The sequence below is a fragment of the Tateyamaria omphalii genome (assembly GCF_019802125.1).
GTDB classification, from domain to species: domain Bacteria; phylum Pseudomonadota; class Alphaproteobacteria; order Rhodobacterales; family Rhodobacteraceae; genus Tateyamaria; species Tateyamaria omphalii_B.
Window position 1 is genome coordinate 29,607 of sequence record NZ_JAHVHT010000001.1, and the last position, 19,854, is coordinate 49,460.

Annotated in this window: 21 protein-coding genes and 1 tRNA gene; 10 read left to right on the top strand and 12 right to left on the bottom strand. The window is 61.2% G+C overall.

Going from position 1 to position 19,854, the window contains the following annotated elements:
- The first annotated feature begins 1 nt into the window (after nucleotide 1).
- From KUV51_RS00230 to KUV51_RS00250, 5 genes are all read left to right on the top strand, one after another.
- Nucleotides 2-715, top strand: a complete 714-nt coding sequence (locus KUV51_RS00230) for an ATP12 family chaperone protein (protein WP_222519629.1) — start codon at nucleotides 2-4, stop codon at nucleotides 713-715.
- A 206-nt stretch (nucleotides 716-921) separates the two neighbouring features.
- Nucleotides 922-1,938, top strand: a complete 1,017-nt coding sequence (locus tag KUV51_RS00235; protein WP_222519630.1) for an amino acid ABC transporter substrate-binding protein — start codon at nucleotides 922-924, stop codon at nucleotides 1,936-1,938.
- A gap of 168 nt (nucleotides 1,939-2,106) precedes the next feature.
- Complete coding sequence (locus KUV51_RS00240; protein ID WP_222519631.1) at nucleotides 2,107-3,339, top strand: amino acid ABC transporter permease; 1,233 nt, start codon at nucleotides 2,107-2,109, stop codon at nucleotides 3,337-3,339.
- Between the two features lies 1 nt (nucleotide 3,340).
- Nucleotides 3,341-4,639, top strand: coding sequence for an amino acid ABC transporter permease (locus tag KUV51_RS00245; protein WP_222519632.1), 1,299 nt, complete (start codon nucleotides 3,341-3,343; stop codon nucleotides 4,637-4,639).
- A gap of 13 nt (nucleotides 4,640-4,652) precedes the next feature.
- Nucleotides 4,653-5,453 (top strand): amino acid ABC transporter ATP-binding protein, encoded by an 801-nt coding sequence (locus KUV51_RS00250; RefSeq protein WP_315898775.1) that lies wholly within the window; start codon nucleotides 4,653-4,655, stop codon nucleotides 5,451-5,453.
- Nucleotides 5,454-5,477: 24 nt separating this feature from the next.
- On the opposite strand, the gene KUV51_RS00255 is transcribed toward KUV51_RS00250, so the two are convergent.
- The 9 genes from KUV51_RS00255 to ttcA form a co-directional block, all read right to left on the bottom strand.
- Entirely contained in the window at nucleotides 5,478-5,972 is a 495-nt protein-coding gene (locus KUV51_RS00255; protein ID WP_222519633.1) for a SixA phosphatase family protein, read from the bottom strand.
- Complete coding sequence (locus tag KUV51_RS00260) at nucleotides 5,969-6,583, bottom strand: ferredoxin (RefSeq protein ID WP_222519634.1); 615 nt, start codon at nucleotides 6,581-6,583, stop codon at nucleotides 5,969-5,971. Before KUV51_RS00260 ends, KUV51_RS00255 begins: the two co-directional genes overlap by 4 nt.
- Nucleotides 6,580-7,374: a sterol desaturase family protein gene (locus KUV51_RS00265; protein ID WP_222519635.1), complete on the bottom strand. Its 795-nt coding sequence runs from the start codon at nucleotides 7,372-7,374 to the stop codon at nucleotides 6,580-6,582. The genes KUV51_RS00260 and KUV51_RS00265 overlap by 4 nt, the downstream gene beginning before the upstream one ends.
- Nucleotides 7,375-7,431: 57 nt before the next feature.
- Nucleotides 7,432-8,295 carry an acetylglutamate kinase gene (gene argB / locus KUV51_RS00270; protein ID WP_222519636.1) on the bottom strand — a complete coding sequence of 288 codons (864 nt, stop codon included), beginning with the start codon at nucleotides 8,293-8,295 and terminating at the stop codon, nucleotides 7,432-7,434.
- A gap of 83 nt (nucleotides 8,296-8,378) precedes the next feature.
- On the bottom strand, nucleotides 8,379-9,029 hold the full coding sequence (gene yihA / locus KUV51_RS00275) for a ribosome biogenesis GTP-binding protein YihA/YsxC (protein WP_222519637.1): 651 nt from the start codon (nucleotides 9,027-9,029) through the stop codon (nucleotides 8,379-8,381).
- Nucleotides 9,026-9,757: an MOSC domain-containing protein gene (locus KUV51_RS22220; RefSeq protein ID WP_222519638.1), complete on the bottom strand. Its 732-nt coding sequence runs from the start codon at nucleotides 9,755-9,757 to the stop codon at nucleotides 9,026-9,028. Before KUV51_RS22220 ends, yihA begins: the two co-directional genes overlap by 4 nt.
- Nucleotides 9,754-11,568 carry a membrane protein insertase YidC gene (yidC, locus tag KUV51_RS00285; RefSeq protein WP_222519639.1) on the bottom strand — a complete coding sequence of 605 codons (1,815 nt, stop codon included), beginning with the start codon at nucleotides 11,566-11,568 and terminating at the stop codon, nucleotides 9,754-9,756. The genes KUV51_RS22220 and yidC overlap by 4 nt, the downstream gene beginning before the upstream one ends.
- A 173-nt stretch (nucleotides 11,569-11,741) precedes the next feature.
- Nucleotides 11,742-13,289: a putative bifunctional diguanylate cyclase/phosphodiesterase gene (locus KUV51_RS00290; protein ID WP_222519640.1), complete on the bottom strand. Its 1,548-nt coding sequence runs from the start codon at nucleotides 13,287-13,289 to the stop codon at nucleotides 11,742-11,744.
- Nucleotides 13,290-13,365: 76 nt separating this feature from the next.
- Entirely contained in the window at nucleotides 13,366-14,235 is an 870-nt protein-coding gene (gene ttcA, locus KUV51_RS00295) for a tRNA 2-thiocytidine(32) synthetase TtcA (RefSeq protein WP_222519641.1), read from the bottom strand.
- Nucleotides 14,236-14,337: 102 nt separating this feature from the next.
- Between ttcA and KUV51_RS00300 the strand changes: the two genes are divergently transcribed.
- Entirely contained in the window at nucleotides 14,338-14,865 is a 528-nt protein-coding gene (locus KUV51_RS00300; RefSeq protein ID WP_222519642.1) for a DUF3833 domain-containing protein, read from the top strand.
- Between the two features lie 24 nt (nucleotides 14,866-14,889).
- On the opposite strand, the gene yidD is transcribed toward KUV51_RS00300, so the two are convergent.
- From yidD to rpmH, 3 genes are read right to left on the bottom strand one after another with little or no spacing between them, the layout of a single operon-like run.
- Nucleotides 14,890-15,135: a membrane protein insertion efficiency factor YidD gene (gene yidD, locus KUV51_RS00305; protein WP_222519643.1), complete on the bottom strand. Its 246-nt coding sequence runs from the start codon at nucleotides 15,133-15,135 to the stop codon at nucleotides 14,890-14,892.
- Nucleotides 15,132-15,527: a ribonuclease P protein component gene (rnpA, locus tag KUV51_RS00310; protein WP_222519644.1), complete on the bottom strand. Its 396-nt coding sequence runs from the start codon at nucleotides 15,525-15,527 to the stop codon at nucleotides 15,132-15,134. Before rnpA ends, yidD begins: the two co-directional genes overlap by 4 nt.
- Nucleotides 15,528-15,549: 22 nt before the next feature.
- Nucleotides 15,550-15,684 (bottom strand): 50S ribosomal protein L34, encoded by a 135-nt coding sequence (gene rpmH / locus KUV51_RS00315; protein ID WP_005980833.1) that lies wholly within the window; start codon nucleotides 15,682-15,684, stop codon nucleotides 15,550-15,552.
- Nucleotides 15,685-16,002: 318 nt separating this feature from the next.
- Here rpmH and KUV51_RS00320 point away from each other — a divergent pair, with 318 nt between their 5' ends.
- From KUV51_RS00320 to KUV51_RS00335, 4 genes are all read left to right on the top strand, one after another.
- On the top strand, nucleotides 16,003-16,734 hold the full coding sequence (locus KUV51_RS00320; protein ID WP_222519645.1) for a TVP38/TMEM64 family protein: 732 nt from the start codon (nucleotides 16,003-16,005) through the stop codon (nucleotides 16,732-16,734).
- 5 nt (nucleotides 16,735-16,739) lie between these two features.
- The gene (locus tag KUV51_RS00325; RefSeq protein ID WP_222519646.1) at nucleotides 16,740-18,158 is read left to right on the top strand and encodes a dihydrolipoyl dehydrogenase family protein; all 1,419 of its coding nucleotides are present in this window, start codon (nucleotides 16,740-16,742) and stop codon (nucleotides 18,156-18,158) included.
- 12 nt (nucleotides 18,159-18,170) lie between these two features.
- Nucleotides 18,171-19,553, top strand: coding sequence for a sensor histidine kinase (locus KUV51_RS00330; protein ID WP_222519647.1), 1,383 nt, complete (start codon nucleotides 18,171-18,173; stop codon nucleotides 19,551-19,553).
- A gap of 69 nt (nucleotides 19,554-19,622) precedes the next feature.
- Nucleotides 19,623-19,699, top strand: a tRNA-Arg gene (locus KUV51_RS00335).
- Nucleotides 19,700-19,854 lie beyond the last annotated feature (155 nt).

The following is a 19,854-nucleotide window of genomic DNA, read 5'->3' on the forward strand; positions in this document are numbered from 1 at the left end:
CATGAGCGAGTGGAAGCAAAAACGGTTCTGGACAAATGCCACGGCCGAAGAGGTTGCAGGCGGTTGGACGGTCAAGCTGGATGGTCGCCCGGTCAAGACACCCGCCAAGGCGGCACTGACCTTGCCCACGGCTGCCATGGCCGAAGCTGTTGCCGCCGAGTGGGACGCACAGGACGAGGTGGTGAACCCGCTTTCCATGCCCTTCACGCGCAGTGCGAACGCGGCCATCGACAAGGTGGCCGTGCAACATGCCGAGGTCGCGGACATGCTGGCAGCTTATGGCGATGCGGATCTGCTGTGTTACCGGGCCGACGGCCCGCAGGCGCTGATCGAGCGGCAGGCGTCGGTGTGGGATCCCTACCTCGATTGGGCGGATGCGACATGGGGCGTGCGCCTGCAACCGCGCACGGGACTGATGCACGAATCACAGGATGCGGCGGCGCTTGCCATCCTGTCCAAGCAGGTCCATGCGCTGTCGAATTTCGAATTGGCGGCCTTTCATGATCTTGTCAGCCTGTCAGGATCGCTGATCCTGGGTTTCGCCGCCGCACAAGACCTGCACCCGCCGCTCACAATTTGGGCAGCCTCGCGGCTGGACGAAACCTGGCAGGAGGAGCAATGGGGCGAAGATGAGGAAGCCCAGGAGGTCGCGAAGGTCAAGGAAGGGTCGTTTTTGCACGCCAAAGCCTTTTTTGACGTGGCAAAAGTGACCTGACGCAACGTCAAGACGTCACCGCGAAAAGCGCACAATTATGCATCGTTTTTGATGATGCCGCCCTTGACGTTTTGCGATGAATCCCCGCAAACTAACGCCCACCAGTTGGGGATAACCCCTGCTGGATCACTTTCGACGCGGTGTGATCACTCAAGCCGCGTTGATCGGACCGCTGAAACATGGCGGACAATCAGGAAGAGGTAAAAATGAAAAAAACCGTACTCTTTGGCGCGCTGACCGCCGCTGGCCTGAGCGCCGGCGCTGCGGCTGCTGGCACGCTCGATGACGTGAAAGCACGCGGCACGCTGAACTGCGGCGTGGCCACCGGACTTGTGGGCTTTGCGACACCCGACGCAAATGGCGAGTGGCAGGGCTTTGACGTTGCTGTATGCCGCGCGGTTGCCGCGGCCGTTCTGGGCGACGCAACAGCCGTTGAATTCGTTCCGACCACGGGCAAGACGCGGTTTACCGCGCTGGCTTCGGGTGAAATCGACATGCTGGCCCGTAACACCACATGGACCTTCTCGCGCGACGTGGACCTCAAGTTCACCTTCGTTGGCGTGAACTACTACGACGGCCAAGGCTTCATGGTTCCCAAGGATCTGGGTGTTTCGTCGGCCAAGGAACTGGACGGCGCGACCGTCTGCATCCAGACCGGCACCACGACCGAGCTGAACCTGGCGGACTTCTTCCGCGTCAACGGCATCAGCTACGAGCCCGTGCCGATCGAAACCAACGCCGAAGCGCAGCAGCAGTACCTGGCTGGCGCATGTGACGTCTACACCACGGACGCCTCCGGTCTGGCCGCGACACGCGCTGCATTCGAAGCGCCCGGTGATCACGTCCTGCTGCCCGAAATCATCTCGAAAGAGCCGCTGGGCCCGCTGGTCCGTCACGGCGACAACGAGTGGGGCGATGTGGTTCGCTGGACCCTGAACGCGCTGATCTCGGCCGAAGAGCTGGGCATCACCTCCACCAACATCTCCGAGATGGGTGCAGGCACAAACAACCCGGAAATCAACCGTATCCTCGGCACCGAAGGTACGCTGGGTGAGATGCTGGGTCTGGACGCTGACTGGGCGATGAAAGCGATCACCGCCGGCGGCAACTACGGCGAAATCTTCGAGAAGAACATCGGCGAATCCACCCCGATCGGTCTGGCCCGCGGCCTGAACGCTCAGTGGACCGATGGCGGCCTGCTCTACAGCCCGCCCTTCCGCTAAGATACCAAGCCGAGGGGCGCAGGTTAAACCCTGCGCCCCTTGCGCATCTGGGCACAAGATCGCTGAAAACAGCGGCAGAGATGCCTTAAGGACAGCCAACTTCTGAAAACCCGGCCCCGCGCCACGGCGCGACAAAAACCAAGGGTCGGCACCACGGGGACCCTCTCCATGACCACGATGACCGACCCTCCTCAGGAGTCGTTCCGCGTGTCGATGTTGATCAACGACACGCGCTACAGATCTTACACCTTTCAATTCATTGCGCTTTTGGCCCTTGTGGTGTCGATCGCATACCTGATGAGCAACATGTTCGCCAACTTGCGCGACCAGGGCCTGTTCCTTAGCTGGGCGTTCCTTGGCGAGCCTGCGGGCTACGACATCAATCAGCGCCTGATCGAATACAACAGTCAGATGACACACTGGCGCGCCACGCTCGTGGGTGTGTTGAACACGCTGCTGGTGGCTTTCCTGGCGTGCGTTTCTGCCACCGTTCTGGGTGTGATCGCGGGCGTTCTGCGCCTGTCGAACAACTGGCTCGTGTCCAAGCTCATGTCGGCCTATGTCGAGGCGTTCCGCAACGTGCCGGTCCTGATCTGGATCATCATCATCTTCACCATCATGACGGCCGTCATGCCTGCCCCGCGTGCCTTCCGTGGGGACGAGCCGGACGCAGCCATGTTGTTCGGTCTCTTTGCCTTTACCAACCGCGGCGTCTATGTGCCCGCACCGATCCTCGGCAATCCACTTTTCGGGTCGGCTGCCATGGGTTGGTTGCTGATCGTGCTGGGTTTGGTCGGTTCCTTCTTCGGTGCCAAGGCGCTGAGTGCATGGGCCAATGCCAAACAGGAACTGACGGGTGAGCGTCCGACGACATGGTACATTACCTTGGCCATCTGGTTCGTGCCGTTGCTGGTGCTGCTGACAATCATGGGACTCAGCTGGAATGTTCCAGCGCTCAAGGGGTTCAACTTCGCCGGTGGCCTGACCATCCGCGGCTCGCTGATCGCGCTTTGGTTCGCTCTGGCGATCTACACCGGTGCGTTCATTGCAGAAAACGTGCGTGCAGGTATTCAGGCAATCAGCAAGGGCCAGACCGAGGCGGCTGCGTCGCTGGGCCTGCGGCCCGGTCGGATCATGAACCTCGTGATCTTGCCGCAAGCGCTGCGGGTCATCATCCCGCCGCTGATCTCGCAATACCTGAACATCACCAAGAACTCGTCGCTGGCGATTGCCGTGGGTTACATGGACATCACCGGCACGCTGGGGGGCATCACGCTGAACCAGACGGGCCGGGCCATCGAATGCGTCCTGCTGCTGATGTTGTTCTACCTGACGATCAGCCTGCTGATTTCGGCAGTGATGAACGTCTACAACAACTCCGTGAAGCTGAAGGAGCGGTGAGATGAGCGATACACACGCACAAACCGTCGCTTTCGTCCGCGACACGCAACTGCCCCCATCCCCGCCGCCTGCGTCCGAGGTCGGACTGGTTGGCTGGCTGCGCGGCAACCTTTTCAACGGTGTCTGGGGTACAGTTCTGACCCTGCTGTCGCTTTATGCGATCTACGCCATCCTTGCCTCGGCGCTGCCCTGGCTCTTCAACGGCGTCTGGACAACCAAGAGCCTCGCAGAGTGCCGCGAAGTGCTGGACGGTGTACGGGGCGGTTGTTTCTCGGTTCTGACGGAGCGGGTTCACCAGTTGCTGTACGGCTTCAAATACCCGGCCTCCGAATACTGGCGTGCAAACCTGGCCCTTGTCTTGCTGCTTGTCGCGGCGCTGCCTGTGCTGATCTACACGCTGCCGCGCAAGATGCTGATCATCACGGCGCTGTACCCCTTTGTGGCCTTCTGGCTGATCTGGGGCGGCACGATTTTGACCCCGCTGCTGGCGTTGGTCGGCTTTGTTGCAGGCTACTTCGTTTTCCAAAAGCTCAGCACGTCGAGCTTTGCGGCTGGTTTCTTCGGTGCGGTGATCGCTGCGATCCTGGTCTGGACAATTGGCGGCTGGCTCATCCCAGACAACGCCAACGCCAATGCGATGCTGCGCTATGTGCCAAGCCGTGATCTGGGTGGCTTCATGCTGAACATGATGCTGGGCGTGACCTGCGTGTCGCTGTCGATCCCGCTGGGCATCGTGCTGGCGCTGGGCCGTCAGTCGGACATGCCGATCATCAAGTGGATCTGCGTGGTCTTCATCGAATTCGTGCGGGGTGTGCCCCTCATCACGCTGCTCTTCGTGGCGTCGGTGATGCTGGCCTATTTCTTCCCGCCGAACAGCACTGTGGACCTGTTCCTGCGCGTGGTGATCATGATCACCATGTTCTCGGCCGCCTATATCGCCGAGGTGATCCGGGGTGGCCTCGCCGCCCTGCCGCGCGGCCAGTACGAGGCGGCGGACAGCCTTGGCCTCGACTATCCGCAGGCCATGCGTCTGATCATCCTGCCGCAAGCGCTCAAGATCTCGATCCCCGGGATCGTGAACGTGGCCGTGGGTCTGTTCAAGGACACAACACTGGTGTCGGTGATCTCGATGTTCGACCTCGTTGGCATGATCCGCGGACCGATCCTGTCCGCGCAGGAGTGGAACGGCGTCTACTGGGAACTGCTTGGCTTTGCCTCGCTCCTGTTCTTCGTCGTTTGCTACGGCATCTCGCAATACTCGCAATGGCTCGAACGCCAGCTTGCGACTGACCACCGTTAAGGAGTGGGTAACAATGACTGATACAACAACAACCCTGCCCGAAAGCGATCTGCCGCACGTCGCGGCCAACGTGTCGGATGAGGTGGCGGTGTCCATCGACAAGATGAACAAGTGGTACGGCACCTTCCACGTGCTGCGCGACATCGACCTGACCGTCTATCGCGGCGAACGGATCGTGATTGCGGGGCCTTCGGGCTCGGGCAAATCCACGCTGATCCGCTGCATCAACGCGCTGGAGGAGCATCAGCAAGGCACGATCACCGTCGATGGAACCGTGCTGTCTTCGGACCTCAAGAACATCGACAAGATCCGGTCCGAGGTTGGCATGTGCTTTCAGCACTTCAACCTGTTCCCGCATCTGTCGATCCTTGAGAACTGCACGCTGGCCCCGATCTGGGTGCGCAAGACGCCCAAGAAGGAAGCCGAAGAAATCGCGATGCACTTCCTGGAAAAGGTGAAGATCCCCGATCAGGCCGACAAGTATCCCGGTCAGCTCTCGGGCGGTCAGCAGCAGCGGGTGGCGATTGCCCGTTCGCTCTGTATGCGCCCACGTATCATGCTGTTCGACGAACCGACATCGGCGCTTGACCCAGAGATGATCAAGGAGGTGCTCGACACCATGGTCGAGCTGGCCGAAGAGGGGATGACCATGCTCTGCGTGACGCACGAGATGGGCTTTGCCCGTCAGGTGGCGAACCGCGTGATTTTCATGGATGAAGGGCAGATCGTCGAACAGAACGAGCCGGAAGAGTTCTTCAACAATCCGAAGTCTCCGCGGACGCAGCTGTTCTTGAGCCAGATCCTCGGGCATTGACCTGCGGCGGGGTGAAACCCCGCCCTACCGCATCACTTCGCGCGGTATCGCGAAATCGATCGGCTGGGCCTCGCGCCAGCCGATGTCGTTCCAGGTGTCGGTGTCAAAGCGGATCACTGTTGCGGCGCAGGTGGGATAGTCCGCAAACCGGGGATGCCTTGGCGGTTGCGCGACGATCCGATCAGCAAAGTCCGCAATGCCCGGGTTGTGCCCGAGCATGAGAACCGTTTCTGCGCTTTGCCCTTGCAGCACCTCCATCATCATCTCTGGACCCGCGTGGTAGAGCGCGCGGGTGAAGGTGATGGGGATGTCGAATTTCAGCCCGAGAAAGGTTTGTCCGGTGCGTTCGCTGCTGGAGCTGACGGCTGCGTCGGGTACGTGTCCGTTGTCGCGCAGCCACTGTCCCATGGCTTCGGCAGAGGCGACGCCGCGCGGGTTCAAGGGGCGGTCGTGGTCCGCCAGATCCGGTTTGTCCCAACTGGATTTCGCATGGCGCATGAGGATGAGCGTGCGGGTCATGGGTGGAACGCCTTCATGTGGAACGCGGATTGCGCGTCGGGCCGGCCGAAGGAATTGCTGACGGGGCAGGCGCGGCGGGCGAGGCAGCCGCCGGCCATGCAGGCAGCACCCTCTGGCGTATCGAGATACGCCTTACAGGTTGGGACGTCGTAGAAATGGCTGTCAGACAGGGCGTCTACGGGGCAGGCGGAGATGCAGGGTTTAGTGGCGCAAGTGTCGCATGGATTTGTCCCCGCGGGGACAGATTCAAATTCCTCAATGAATTCAAGCGCGCAACGTAAAGAAATCATTAATCCGGCTTTTTCATGGATCATCATGCCGGTTGGGCTTTGCCAGAAGCGGCCCGTGTCGAGCGCCCATGCGATGAACGGCGCGTAGGGTGGACCGTCGGACGGGTAGTGGGCCTTGGCGCCCATGTCCGCAGCGATGCTGCCCATGATGCGCTTGGACCATGTGTCGACCGGATCCTGGACCTTGTTCAGGTATTCGGGGCTTTGCGTGAAGATGTCCCACCAGCCCGCGTCGGTGCCGATCAGCACACGGTTTGCCGCCACACCCATGACCATCAGGCCGTGCGGTTTCACTGCAGCGGCGATGGCGTCCAGTTTCATTTCCGGGCAAAGGGCAGGGCGAGGGACCAGCCGAGTTTGGCCGGGCGGTCGTCTTGCCATTCCAGCCCTACCTGCATGTCGTCATGCCCGGCCTCGGGCTGCGCGATATAGGTGCCGAACATGCGGTCCCAGATCGACAGAGAGAAGCCGTAATTGCTGTCGTGCTCGTGCCGGTGGACCGAGTGGTGGACGCGGTGCATATCGGGCGTCACCATCACGCGCCGCACGATGGCGTCGAGCCAGAGGGGCAGGCGGATGTTGGCGTGGTTGAACATGGCGGTGCCGTTCAGGATGATCTCGAACAGGATCACGGCGAGGGCGGAGGGGCCGAGCAGGTAGACGGCGCCGATCTTGATCAGCATCGACAGGCCAATCTCGATCGGGTGGAAGCGGATGGCGGTGGTCACGTCCATGTCCACGTCAGCGTGATGGACGCGGTGTAGGCGCCAGAGGAGGGGGACCTTGTGCGTGATCAGGTGCTGGGCCCAGATGATGAAGTCGAGGATCAGGATGGCTGCGATGATCTCGATCCAGACGGGCAGTGTGAGCGCGTTGAACAGGCCCCAGCCCTGATTGCTGGCATCAATCGCGGCACCCACGGCGAGGACAGGCAGCAGGAAAGCCATGGCCCGGATCGTCAGTGTATTGGCGATAGTGATGCCCCAATTCGTCACCCAGCGCTGTTTGCGCGATTGGGTGCGTTCACGGCGCGGCAGCAGGGTTTCGGCCAATGCAAAGAGCGCGAAGAGGCCGAGAAAGACGCCAAAACGGATCAGGGTTTCGTGTTCCATGACCCATATCTACCGTGTCGCCCGTGTCAGGCAATGCGGCGCGCGGACACGTTTGTGTCAGCGGGGGCGGATGATGGAGCCGGCGCCGTGGTCGGTGAAAAGTTCGAGAAGACAGGCGTTTGGCGCACGTCCGTCGAGGATGACGACAGCGCGCACGCCGCTTGCGATGGCGTCGAGCGCGGTTTCGGTCTTGGGGATCATCCCGCCCGCGATGGTGCCGTCGGCGGTCAGGTCGCGGATCTGATCGGCGGTGAGTTCGGTCACGACCTCGCCTTCGGCGTTTTTGACGCCGGAGACATCGGTCAGCAGGAGGAGGCGGTCAGCCTTGAGCGCGCCCGCGATGGCACCGGCGGCGGTGTCGCCGTTGATGTTGAAGGTCTCGCCGTTCTTGCCCGAGCCCAGCGGGGCGATGACCGGGATCATGGAGCGTTCAAAGAGCGTCGACAGGATCGTCGGGTCCATCTGGGCCGGGGTGCCGACGAGGCCGAGGGCGGCGTCCGTCTGGTCGCAGGTGATGAGGTTCGCGTCCTTGCCCGAGAGGCCCACGGCCTTGCCCCCCGCGCGGTTGATGGCCTGCACGATGCGCTTGTTGACGACGCCCGACAGTACCATCTCGACCACTTCCATGGTGGCAGCGTCCGTTACGCGCTTGCCGTTCACGAAATCCGACTTGATGTCGAGCCGTTTCAGCATGTCGTTGATCATCGGCCCGCCGCCGTGGACGATCACCGGGTTCACACCCACTTGCCGCATCAGGACGACGTCGCTCGCAAAGCTCTCCATCGCCTCGTCCGAGCCCATGGCGTGGCCGCCGAGCTTGATGACGACGGTGGCGCCCGTGTAGCGCTGCATATAGGGCAGGGCCTGGCTGAGCGTGCGGGCGGTGGCGATCCAGTCGCGGTTCATGTCTTGGGTCTTCATCTCTTGGCGGCCTTGACGGTTTCGCCGCTTATCCGGAATTGAGCGCTGGCGCGCAAGATTTGAATACCAGCGCCGCGGTCCTGCTATTCGAGCGTGGCGATGATGGCGCGGAGGGTTTCGATGCCGTCGCCCTTTTCGCTGCTGGTCAGGACGATCTCGGGGAAGGCGGCGGGGTGTTTGGAGAGCGCCTGTCGGACCTGCGTCAGCACAGCCTCGCGGTCCTTGGCTTTGACCTTGTCCGCCTTGGTCAGCACACATTGGAAGGTGACGGCGGAGGTGTCGAGGAGTTTGAGGATGTCCTCATCCACCTTCTTGATCCCGTGGCGGGCGTCGATCAGGACAAAGGCGCGGCGCAGGGTTTGGCGGCCCGACAGGTATTGTTTCAGCAGCCGTTGCCATTTCTCGACTACGGGCAGGGGGGCGTTGGCGTAGCCGTATCCCGGCAGGTCTACGAGATAGTGGTCGTCGCCTGCGGTGAAGTAGTTGATTTCCTGCGTGCGGCCCGGCGTGTTCGAGGCGCGGGCGAGACCCTTGCGGCCCGTGAGTGCGTTGATGAGGGAGGATTTGCCGACATTGGAGCGTCCGGCAAAGCAGACCTCCATCCGGTCGGCGGGGGGCAGGCCGGACATGGCGACGACCCCTTTGACGAACTCGGTCTCGCCTGCGAACAGGAGGCGGCCCTGTTCGGCGGTTTGCGGGTCTGGTGCCTCTGCGATGGGGAAGGGTAGCGTCATTGCAGCGTGTCGCCGACGGCGACGGTACCGCCCGACTTGACCTTGAAGTAGACGCCGAAATTGCGCGTGTCCCAGCCGTCTTCGAGCGTGCGGAGCATGCCGATGTCGCGTTGGCCGTTTTGCGGGTTGGCGTCTGGCGCGCGGCAGCGTTCGATGGGTTCGACCGGTGAGAGCGTTGCGCCGCCGAGTGTGATGTCGCGGCTGAGCAGGTCGATCTCTTCCCACGGGGCGAGGCCGTCGAGCCAGAGGTTGATGCGGAAGCGGCGCATGTCGATGTGCATGCCTGCCTTTTGGCTGAGCGCGCGAAGGGAGGACAGGTTGCCGATGGAGACGGAGGCGAATTCTACGTCCGTCATGCCTTGGGTCGGGGCTTTGACCAACCGCGCAGGGCCGGGGCGGTTGTCGGGCCAGAGGTCACTGATCCATGCGCCGAGGGCTGCCGGGTCTGTCTCGGGTTTGAAGTCCAGCGGGTCGCGGTCGGGGTGGGTAAGGAGAACGCCCGTGTCGGTGCTGACCGCACCGACCGCTGCGAGCGCGGGGCCTGACGCGACCTGGAGAAAGTTGCGCCGGGGCTGCCATGCGTCTGTGTCCTCGGCTTCGGCGTTCAGGAGCGCCCACGCCCGGTCCCCGACCACCGCAGCCTCTGGCGTGAGTTCAATCTGATCGCACGCCTCGGACCCGATGCCTTTGATCGGGTGCCGCCAGATATGGGCGAGGGTTCCCGTCACTTCTTGGCATCCTCTGCCTGCTTCTTTTTGAAGCCGCTGGTGATGTTGCCCATGAGGTCGGGTTTGTAGCCCTGGCTGCGCATGATCAGGTATTGTTGCGTGAAGGTGATCACGTTGTTGGCGATCCAGTAGACGACGAGGCCGCTGGCGAAGCCGCCCAGCATGAACATGAAGACCCATGGCATCCAGGCAAAGATCATCTGTTGCGTGGGGTCGGTGGGTGCCGGGTTCAGCTTTTGCTGCAGCCACATCGATATGCCCAGCAGGATCGGCAGGATGCCGATGAAGATGAGCGCCATGATGCTGGTCGGCTCGGGTGCGGCGTTGGGCAAGAGGCCGAAAAGGTTGATGATCGAGGTGGGGTCGGGCGCGCTGAGGTCCTGGAATGGGCCGAAGAAGGGCGCGTGGCGCAACTCGATCGTGACGAAGATCACCTTGTAGAGCGAGAAGAAGATCGGGATCTGCAAGAGGATCGGCAGGCAGCCTGCGGCGGGGTTCACCTTTTCTTTCTTGTAGAGCTCCATCATGCCTTGCTGGAGCTTCTGCTTGTCGTCGCCAGCGCGTTCCTTCAGCTCCTCCATCTGGGGCTGGAGTTCCTTCATCTTCGCCATGGAGACGTAGGATTTAAAGGCGAGCGGCACGAGGACGGCCTTGATAATCAGGGTGAGGCCGATGATGGCCCAGCCCATGTTGCCGATCAGGACATTCAATTCATGCAGGAGCCAGAAGATCGGCTTGGTCAGGAAGAAGAACCAGCCCCAGTCGATGCTGTCGATAAAGCCCTCGACCCCGGCGGACTGGTATTCACGGATGGCTTCCCATTCCTTTGCGCCTGCGAAGAGTTGGGTTTGCAAAGCCACCGTTGCACCCGCTGCCACATCCTGGGCGGGTAGGCGCGTGACGGCGCGGTAGACGTCGCTGCGGGGGGCATATGTCAGTGCCTGATCAAAGCTTTGCACGCCGGTGGGGATCAGAATGGATTGCCAGTAGTGGTCGGTAAAGCCCACCCAGCCTTCGGTCACACCCTCGGTCACGATGGCGGGGCGGCCCCAGGCGGGATCGACGGCGGCCTCCGGGATTTCGTCCCAGTTTGTTTCAGCCAGTTCGCCATCTGCCATGGCGACGGCGCCCTCGTGCAGGATGAAGAAGTTCTTGAGGTCGGAGGGTTCCCCGTGCCGGGTCAACATGCCGTAAGGTGCGGCACGGACGGCACTGCCGCTGTTGTTGGTCACCGATTGGGTGATGCTGAACATGTAATCGTCGTCGATGCTGATCTCACGCTCGAACAGCAGGCCCGCGCCGTTGTCCCACGACAGGGTGACGGGCGATCCGACCGCAAGGGTGTCACCGGCGGACTGTGCCCAGAGTGTATTTGGACCTGGCACCGCATCGGCGCCCAAGCCGCCACCGGGTGCCCAGCCATAAACCGCGTAATAGGCATCCGCAGAACCTACAGGCGACAGCATGGTCACGATGTCGGCGCCGGGTTCCTGGCTGGTGCGGTAATCTTTGAGTTGCAGGTCATCGATGCGACCGCCAAGGAGCGAAATGGAGCCGGCAACGCGGTTGGTTTCGATGTCGATGCGCGGAGCGTCGGCGGTGTCGGTCGCGGCTTCGGACGAGGGTTGCGCCGTTCCGGGTGCGGGTGGTGCGGCAGGCACGGTGCCTGCGTCTTCCGTTTGCGCGGTGGTTGGTGCTGCGGCATCCAGCGGAACATCAGGTTCGGGCGGCGGAAACAGCACAAACCATACAAGAATGACGAGGAAACTGAGCGCCGTTGCAAGAATGAGGTTCTTGTTCTGATCGTCCATCGGGGACTGCCACCTGCTGTCTGAAACGTTGCACGGGTTCAACAGAGTGCAGGGGCAAAGGTCAAGCGGATTCGGGCTTGATGCAAGGCTGGATGACCACGGGAATCATCACGATCGGGACAAGGGCATAGTTTGCACCTAGGGACGTCTGCGCAATGATGGCTGGGGACGTTTCAATTCGTGCGTCGTACGGGAAGAGATGGCGCGTCCTTCAATTTCGCCTCGTGGGCGCGAACCCAATCCAGTGTCTTTTCAAATGGCATCGGCCGTGCGATGCCAAACCCCTGCACGTAGTCGCAGCCAAGCTGTGCCAGCAATGCATGTTCGCCGACAGTTTCCACGCCTTCTGCTAGGGTTTCGATTCCCATCCGCTCTGCCATCGTGAGCACGGCGCTGATCATCCGCTGCTGTTCCGGATCGCGGTCTGCTTTCATCACGAAGGAGCGGTCGATCTTGATCCTGCCCACGCCGAAGCGGCGGATGGAGGAGATTGACGCGTGGCCGGTGCCGAAGTCGTCAAGGTCGATCCGACAGCCAAGTTTGGTCAGTGCGTTTATGTTGCGCGTGATCGTGTCGTCGGTGTTGTCGGTCACCACGGTTTCGAGGATTTCAACGGCCAAACGATCCGGTGTCAGATCGAAGCGGTCGAGTTCCCAGCGCACCTTGTCCACCAGCTTGGGGTTGTTCAGTTCGGAGCCACTGAAATTCACACCGACATGGGGCACGTGCAGACCGGCAGAGTCCCAGGCCTTCAGCGCCGTGAAGCTATGGTAGATCATGATCTCGGCCAAACGTTCCAGCAGACCTGCATCTTCAATTGCGGGAAGGAATTCGGCAGGCGAGATGGCACCGCGATCGGGATGGATCCAGCGCGCCAGAGCCTCGAAACCGGCGACTTTGCCAGTGTCGGTCGAGATTTGCGGTTGGAACCATGGCTGGATGTGCCCTTGCTCAAGTGCTGCGGCCACTTCGTCTCGCAGATAGGCGCGGTTTTTGAGACGTGAATGCAGTTCGGTTGAGTAGGCGCGAACCGACGACGGGCCACGCCGTTGTGCTTCGTTTAGGGCTGCGAACGATGCATTCAGCCAGTCGCGGCCTGTTTCTGCCGGTGCTCGGTTCAGCAGACAGAAGCCGACACTGGACGAGACATAGATAGTTGCGCCGTCAATCGCGATTGGCTCTTCAATGGCTTGTTGGTAGCGGCCTGACAGCTGAATGCAGCTTTCCAAGTCGAGATGCTGTACCGGGCCAAGACACAGAGAAAACCGAAAGTCACCGGTTTGGCAGAGGATGTCGCTGTCGCGCATCGTCGTGACCAACCTGTCTGCGACCGCTTTCAGGATGCGATCAATGGCAGCCGGTTCGAAACGCTCTGCCAGCATGGCGTGGTCGTCGATTTCGATGGAGAATATGGCGCTGTTGCGATCGGCACCGGGCGCATCCTGCCTGACCGCATCGATTTTCCCCGAAAAGGCATCTTGCGACACCAAGCCCGGCTGCAGATTGCGTGCAACGCGCTGGCGTATCATGTCCTCGATCCCGCCGAACGTGAGCCAGGCCAGTGGCAGGGCGATGGCGGTCGTCGTCAGTGCGACTTCCCCTCCCAGCCAGTAGGCGGCCAGGATGATGGCGGGTAAAAAAGCCAGCATTTGCGGCCCCGTCACGGCTGCCAACCCATCCTGCCGCAGCGTTTTTAGCTTCTCGAGCGCGCGGAACCGCATGTTTGACCCCTCTTCCGGCTTGCACTGTCGCATCCACAGACAGTGCAAGGAGTAGGAAGCCAAAGTGAGTCAGCGCTTAACGCAGATCCGGAATGTTCTCGTTTTTTTCTTCAAATTGTTCCGAGTTGCGGACCAGTCCTGTGAAATCGAACAGTTTGGGGTCCAGAAGGTGCGACGGGCGCGCATTCATCAGGGCTCGGAACATGACTTGGCGACGGCCGGGGCTGTTTGCCTCCCATCCGTCCAGGATCTGCTTGACCCGCTGGCGCTGCAACCCGTCTTGGCTGCCGCAGAGGTCGCAGGGGATGATGGGGTAGTTCATGGCGCGCGCGAATTTCTCGCAATCGGCTTCTGCCACGTGGGCGAGGGGGCGGTAGACGAAGAGGTCGCCTTCCTCGTTTACGAGTTTGGGTGGCATCGTTGCCAGACGTCCGCCGTGAAACAGGTTCATGAAGAACGTCTCGAGGATGTCGTCGCGATGGTGGCCGAGGACGACCGCCGTACACCCTTCCTCGCGCGCGATGCGGTAGAGGTTGCCGCGTCGCAGTCGCGAGCAGAGTGCGCAGTAGGTTCGCCCCTGGGGCACCTTGTCGACCACGATGGAATAGGTGTCCTGGTACTCGATCCGGTGCGGGACCTGCATGCGCTCCAGAAACTCGGGCAGCACGGTTGCCGGAAAGCCGGGTTGGCCCTGGTCCAGATTGCAGGCGAGGATATCGACCGGCAGGAGGCCGCGCCATTTCAGTTCGTAAAGCACCGCAAGCAGGGTGTAGCTGTCCTTGCCCCCCGACAGGCAGACGAGCCATTTGCCGCCCGGTTCGATCATGCCGTATTGCTCGATCGCCTCGCGCGTGTAGCGGACGATGCGTTTGCGCAGTTTCTTGAACTCCGTTGTGCCGGGGGCTCCGGCAAAGAGCGGATGGATGTCGTCGCTGTCGTCAAGCATGGGCCACCTTACGGGCTGGGATCGCGCTCTCTTACACCAAGGGTGGCGTGAACCAAAAGAGCGTGTACGCCGTATCCCATGCAAAGGACGGAAGGGCATGCGATGCGGTGGATGATCTTGGTTGTGGGGCTGTTTGTCTTGGCGGCGTGCACCGGCAAACCATCGCTGGATGATGAGGCTTTGTCGGAGCGCAAGCTGAACCTTGAGGAGTTATTTGACGGGCGTTTGACGGCCTATGGTCAGTTTCAGGACGTGTTCGGCACGGTGCGGCGTCGGTTCACCGTGGAGATTGAGGGCACTTGGAATGGGCAGGTTCTGACGCTAGTCGAGGACTTCGTGTATGAAGATCAGAGCACCGAGCGGCGGGTTTGGACCCTGACCAAGACGGGCCCCGACAGCTGGCAGGGCACTGCGCCGGGTGTGATCGGTACGGCCACGGGTCAGGAGAAGGACGACACCTTCAACTGGCAGTACACCATCGACCTGCCGGTGCCAGACGGGACCTTGCGCGTGACCTTTGATGACTGGATGTGGCTGTTGAGCGAGGACAGGTTGCTGAACCGCGCGTACATGAAGCGCGCAGGTGTGGATATCGGCGACGTTATCATCACGTTTGAGAAAGAGCCGTGATCATGTTGTCCACAGACTGATGCGTCAGGGGTCGTCACGCTCGCGCTTGCTCTCCGGTACCGGGTCATAGCCGTCGCCGCCCCAGGGGTGGCAGCGGCCGATGCGGCGGGCGGCGAGCCATGTGCCTTTGATGGCGCCGTGCTTTTCCAGCGCCTCCATCGCATAGGCGCTGCATGTGGGTTGGTAGCGGCAATTGAAGCCGACCCAGGGGGAAAAGATCAGTCGGTAGGCGCGCACGGGCAGGGAGACGATGAAAGCGAGGGGTGTCATGACAGACGTTCCAACGCAGCGGCACAATCGGCGATCAGAGCGTTGAAAGGTCGGCTTGCCGTGACCTTGGCCCGACCGACGAACACATAGTCGGTGGCGGGCGCGCCCGAACGGCTGAGCACATGACGCGCCACTTCGCGCAGGCGGCGCTTGGCGCGGTTGCGGGCCACGGCGTTGCCCACTTTCTTGGAACATGTGAAACCGACGCGGATCGGGCCGTCATCGTCGCGGCTGCGTGCCTGCAGTATGAAGCCGGGCATCACGACGCGGCGACCACGGGCGGCGCGCAGGAAGTCGGCGCGCTTTTTCAGGGTCTCTAAACGCAAAGGCCCCGCCGGCGGCGTGTCCGCGCCAGCGTCGATGCTGGGCAGGCTGGCCTCCGGCGGGGTCATTGTCATCCCTTGCGGGGAAAGCTTACGCGCTCAGCGACTTCCGGCCGCGGGCACGGCGGGCGTTGAGGATCTTGCGGCCAGCCTTGGTTGCCATGCGGGCACGGAAACCGTGACGGCGTTTGCGCACGAGGTTTGAAGGTTGATAGGTGCGTTTCATCGCATTGGCTCCGGATGTGTTGGCCCATGCACCCGCGGATTCGGGACAGGGCAGTATTCGAAGCCCGTCCTCTAAAGCCGCATGTGGTCCAAGTAAACCCTTTGGACACCGAAATTCGGCATCCTTGCAACAAATAGGCGGTTGCACCGGTTGGTATGTTTCAAAGGCACGGTTTCGGTCCCAAAAACCTCACGGAATAGGGGGAATTCGTTCAACGGGGCGTGAACACCCTGTTTTGCGGCGTGCGGCAAGCGCATTTTCAGGTCACAAACCGCCCAACATGTGCCGCTGCGACGCGGTGCGATCAAAGGATACGGCATGACAGACACGAGCCAACCCCGCAAATCCGGCCTGATGCGGAACCTGCCGCTGATCGGAATCCTGATCGTGGCGGCCATCGGTGCCTTCACCTTGCGCGACTATCTGAGCTTTCAGACCTTGGCCGACAATCGCGAGGCATTGATCGACTTTCGCAATGCGAATTACGTTCTGACGGCGCTGGTATATGTCGCTGTCTACATCCTGATCGTTGGCTTTTCGTTGCCGGGTGCCAGCATCGCTACGCTGACCGGCGGTTTCCTGTTTGGAACGGTCTTTGGGTCAGTCTTTACCGTCACCGCGGCGACCATTGGCGCGACCATCATATTCCTTGCCGCCCGGCACGGGTTTGGCGAAACGCTGGGTCAGCGCATGGAAGCGTCGAAAGGGACCATCAAGAAGATCAAGGATGGCATCGACGAAAACCAGTGGTCGATGCTGTTTGTCATTCGGCTTGTCCCTGTCGTGCCGTTCTTTGTTGCGAACCTCGTGCCAGCGTTCATGCAGGTGCCGCTGCACCGCTACGTGATCTCGACCTTCCTGGGCATCATTCCGGGGTCTGTTGTCTACACCTCGGTCGGCGCTGGGCTGGGTGAGGTGTTCGCCCGCGGAGAGACGCCGAACCTTGGCATCATCTTTGAACCGCATGTTCTGCTGCCTATCCTTGGTTTGGCGGCTCTGTCCCTGCTGCCGGTGGTCGTCAAGGCCGTCACGGGCAAGAAAGGTCTGTAAAGCACATGAAACGTATCAAGACCGATATCCTGGTCATCGGTGCCGGGTCCGGGGGCCTGTCTGTTGCTGCAGGTGCCGTTCAGATGGGCGCCAAGGTTGTCCTGCTCGAAGGGCACAAGATGGGCGGGGATTGCCTGAACTATGGCTGCGTGCCGTCAAAGGCGCTGATTGCCAGCGGAAAGGTGGCCTATGGCCAGACCCACAGTGCGGAATATGGCGTGGCGAATGCTGCACCACAGGTGGACTATGCAGCCGCCAAAGACCATGTGGCGCAGGTGATTGCGCAGATCGAACCCGTGGACAGCCAGGAGCGGTTCGAAGGGCTGGGCGTGCGGGTCATTCGGGAGTTTGGCCACTTCATTTCGGAGACCGAAGTGCAGGCAGGCGAGACGGTCATCAAGGCGCGGCGTGTGGTGATCGCGACGGGGTCCAGCCCGTTTGTGCCACCCATCGATGGCATCGAAACCGTGCCTTACCTGACCAACGAGACGCTGTGGGAGTTGCGCGAGCGTCCCGGTCACCTACTGATCATTGGTGGTGGTCCCATCGGTATGGAAATGGCGCAGGCGCACCGGCGTCTGGGTTCGAAAGTGACCGTGATCGAAGGCGACAAAGCGCTGGGCAAGGATGATCCCGAGATGGTCGAGGTGGTGCTGACCAACCTGCGGCGCGAGGGGATCGAGATTGTCGAAGGGGCCTTGGCCGAGAAGATCGAAGGTGCAGATGGTTCCGTGACCGTGCATACCAAGGACGGGCGTCGTTTTGATGGCTCGCATCTGTTGGTGGCGGTTGGGCGTAAGTCGAACATCGACAAGCTGAACCTTGAGGCTGCGGGGATCGAGACGACAAAGACGGGCGTCAAGGTTGACGACAGCCTGCGCACGACGAACCGCCGTGTCTATGCCGTAGGTGATGTGGCAGGTGGCCTGCAATTCACCCATGTCGCGGGCTATCATGCAGGTGTCATCATCCGGTCACTGCTGTTTGCCCTGCCGTCCAAGGCGAAAACGGCGCATATTCCCTGGGCCACGTACACGGATCCCGAACTGGCGCAGGTCGGCCCGACCGAGGCGCAGGCGAAGGATCAGCATGGCGACAAGTTGGAAGTCGTGCGCTTTCACTACAATCACAACGATCGGGCCATTGCAGAACGCAAGACCGATGGCCTGATCAAGGTGATGGTGGTCAGGGGGCGGCCCGTGGGCGTGTCCATTGCGGGCCATCAGGCCGGCGAGTTGATCAATCTGTGGTCGCTTGTGATCGCCAACAACATGAAGATGAGCCAGGTCGCCGCCATGGTGTCGCCGTACCCCACCATCGGCGAGGTCAACAAGCGGGCGGCGGGCGCCTATTTCAGCCCGAGGCTGTTTGAGAACCCGATGGTGAAGCGCGTCGTGGGACTTGTGCAGCGCCTTATTCCCTGACCACATAGCACGATGATGAATTCACTTTCCGGCCGGTTCCTGATCCTGACCACGATCTTCGTCATGCTGGCGGAGGTGTTGATCTTTGTCCCGTCCATTGCCCGGTTCCGGGAAGAATATCTGCAAAACCGCCTTGAGCGTGCGCAGATTGCATCGCTGGCCCTGCTTGCCGATGACATGATCGACAGTGATCTGGAGCAGGAGCTGCTTGAGAATGCAGGTGTTTTCAACGTGGTTCTGCGCAGGGACGAGGTGCGCCAGCTTATGCTTGCCTCGCCCATGCCGCAGCCGATTGATGCCACCTTTGATTTGCGTGACGGGACCGCCCCGGTGCTGATCCGCGATGCATTGATGCGGATCCTTGAACCGGAGAATGAAGTGATTCGCGTGATCGGTGCGCCGACGCGCGAAGCGGGTCTGCTGATCGAGGTCACGATGGAAACCGAGCCGCTGCGCATGGCGATGATCGATTACGGTATCCGCATTCTGGTTCTGTCCGCTGTCATATCTATTGTCACGGCGGGGCTGCTGTTCGTCGCGGTGCGCGCCATTCTGGTGAAGCCCATCCGCGGCGTTGTGGGCCATATGCAACGCTATGCTGCCGCGCCCGAGGACGCGCGCCGGATCATCACGCCGAATGCTGGTGTCACGGAATTGCGCGAGGCCGAGGAAGCGTTACGCAGCCTCCAGACTGAATTGATTTCTGCCCTGCGCCAGAAAGACCGGTTGGCGCAGCTTGGAAGTGCCGTGTCCAAGATCAGCCACGATCTGCGCAACATCCTGACCTCGGCGCAACTGTTCACGGACCGTATTGAGGCGTCCGAAGACCCGCTGGTGCGACGGATGGCGCCAAAGCTGGTCAATTCGATGACCCGTGCTGTGCACCTTTGTGAAAGCACACTAGCCTTTGGCAAGGCCGAGGAGCCAAGCCCGACTTTGATGATCTTCACGCTGGATGATCTTGTGGCGGATGTGCTGGACAGTGAGCGGCTCGCCGTTGGCGATCACGACCTGTCGCTGAGCGAAAACATCCCGCCACTCTTTTCCCTGCGTGCCGATCCGGAGCAGTTGTTTCGGGTTGTTTCGAACCTCGTGCGAAACGCGCGTCAGGCGATCATTGCCACCGGCAAGCCCGGCGAGATCAACGTGTCCGCCTATGAAGATGCCGATAATTGGTGGATCGAGATCGCGGACACCGGGCCAGGCCTGCCGCCAAAGGCCCAAGAGCACCTGTTCCAACCGTTCCAGGGCGGTGTTGCCAAAGGCGGCACGGGTTTGGGCCTTGCCATTGCTCAGGAGTTGGTGCGTGGCCATGGCGGTGCGTTGGAGTTGGATCGGACAGGGCCGAAGGGCACCGTGTTTTCGATCCGTCTGCCTAAAGGCGACGGCATCTGACCCGATCGACGGATTTGCTTACATACCCCCTTGCAAACCCCGGCGCGCAGGACTAGACCACGCGCCAGTGGACCGATAGCTCAGCTGGATAGAGTACTTGACTACGAATCAAGGGGTCGGGGGTTCGAATCCTCCTCGGTCCGCCACTTAAGCCCTTGTGAGACGACACATAGTTCTGCCTTTTGCGACAGACACTTTCCTATTTTTGTGTCTGCAACTTCCCATCCAGTAACCCGCTTGCTTCGTTTGATCCCATTCCCAACCGGGAAATCGGGCGTGATTTGAAGGTCAGACGGCGAAG

What these genes read in the sequence shown, in the direction of transcription:
- yidC (WP_222519639.1), bottom strand. Translation starts at nt 11,568, where the DNA reads ATGGACGATCAGAACAAGAACCTCATTCTTGCAACGGCGCTCAGTTTC.
- KUV51_RS00255 (WP_222519633.1), bottom strand. Translation starts at nt 5,972, where the DNA reads ATGACCCGCACGCTCATCCTCATGCGCCATGCGAAATCCAGTTGGGAC.
- KUV51_RS00235 (WP_222519630.1), top strand. Translation starts at nt 922, where the DNA reads ATGAAAAAAACCGTACTCTTTGGCGCGCTGACCGCCGCTGGCCTGAGC.
- KUV51_RS00290 (WP_222519640.1), bottom strand. Translation starts at nt 13,289, where the DNA reads ATGCGGTTCCGCGCGCTCGAGAAGCTAAAAACGCTGCGGCAGGATGGG.
- KUV51_RS00300 (WP_222519642.1), top strand. Translation starts at nt 14,338, where the DNA reads ATGCGGTGGATGATCTTGGTTGTGGGGCTGTTTGTCTTGGCGGCGTGC.
- KUV51_RS00230 (WP_222519629.1), top strand. Translation starts at nt 2, where the DNA reads ATGAGCGAGTGGAAGCAAAAACGGTTCTGGACAAATGCCACGGCCGAA.
- KUV51_RS00240 (WP_222519631.1), top strand. Translation starts at nt 2,107, where the DNA reads ATGACCACGATGACCGACCCTCCTCAGGAGTCGTTCCGCGTGTCGATG.
- KUV51_RS00320 (WP_222519645.1), top strand. Translation starts at nt 16,003, where the DNA reads ATGACAGACACGAGCCAACCCCGCAAATCCGGCCTGATGCGGAACCTG.
- yidD (WP_222519643.1), bottom strand. Translation starts at nt 15,135, where the DNA reads ATGACACCCCTCGCTTTCATCGTCTCCCTGCCCGTGCGCGCCTACCGA.
- KUV51_RS00265 (WP_222519635.1), bottom strand. Translation starts at nt 7,374, where the DNA reads ATGGAACACGAAACCCTGATCCGTTTTGGCGTCTTTCTCGGCCTCTTC.
- rnpA (WP_222519644.1), bottom strand. Translation starts at nt 15,527, where the DNA reads ATGACCCCGCCGGAGGCCAGCCTGCCCAGCATCGACGCTGGCGCGGAC.
- argB (WP_222519636.1), bottom strand. Translation starts at nt 8,295, where the DNA reads ATGAAGACCCAAGACATGAACCGCGACTGGATCGCCACCGCCCGCACG.
- rpmH (WP_005980833.1), bottom strand. Translation starts at nt 15,684, where the DNA reads ATGAAACGCACCTATCAACCTTCAAACCTCGTGCGCAAACGCCGTCAC.
- ttcA (WP_222519641.1), bottom strand. Translation starts at nt 14,235, where the DNA reads ATGCTTGACGACAGCGACGACATCCATCCGCTCTTTGCCGGAGCCCCC.
- KUV51_RS00330 (WP_222519647.1), top strand. Translation starts at nt 18,171, where the DNA reads ATGATGAATTCACTTTCCGGCCGGTTCCTGATCCTGACCACGATCTTC.
- KUV51_RS00325 (WP_222519646.1), top strand. Translation starts at nt 16,740, where the DNA reads ATGAAACGTATCAAGACCGATATCCTGGTCATCGGTGCCGGGTCCGGG.
- KUV51_RS00260 (WP_222519634.1), bottom strand. Translation starts at nt 6,583, where the DNA reads ATGAAACTGGACGCCATCGCCGCTGCAGTGAAACCGCACGGCCTGATG.
- KUV51_RS00250 (WP_315898775.1), top strand. Translation starts at nt 4,653, where the DNA reads ATGACTGATACAACAACAACCCTGCCCGAAAGCGATCTGCCGCACGTC.
- KUV51_RS00245 (WP_222519632.1), top strand. Translation starts at nt 3,341, where the DNA reads ATGAGCGATACACACGCACAAACCGTCGCTTTCGTCCGCGACACGCAA.
- yihA (WP_222519637.1), bottom strand. Translation starts at nt 9,029, where the DNA reads ATGACGCTACCCTTCCCCATCGCAGAGGCACCAGACCCGCAAACCGCC.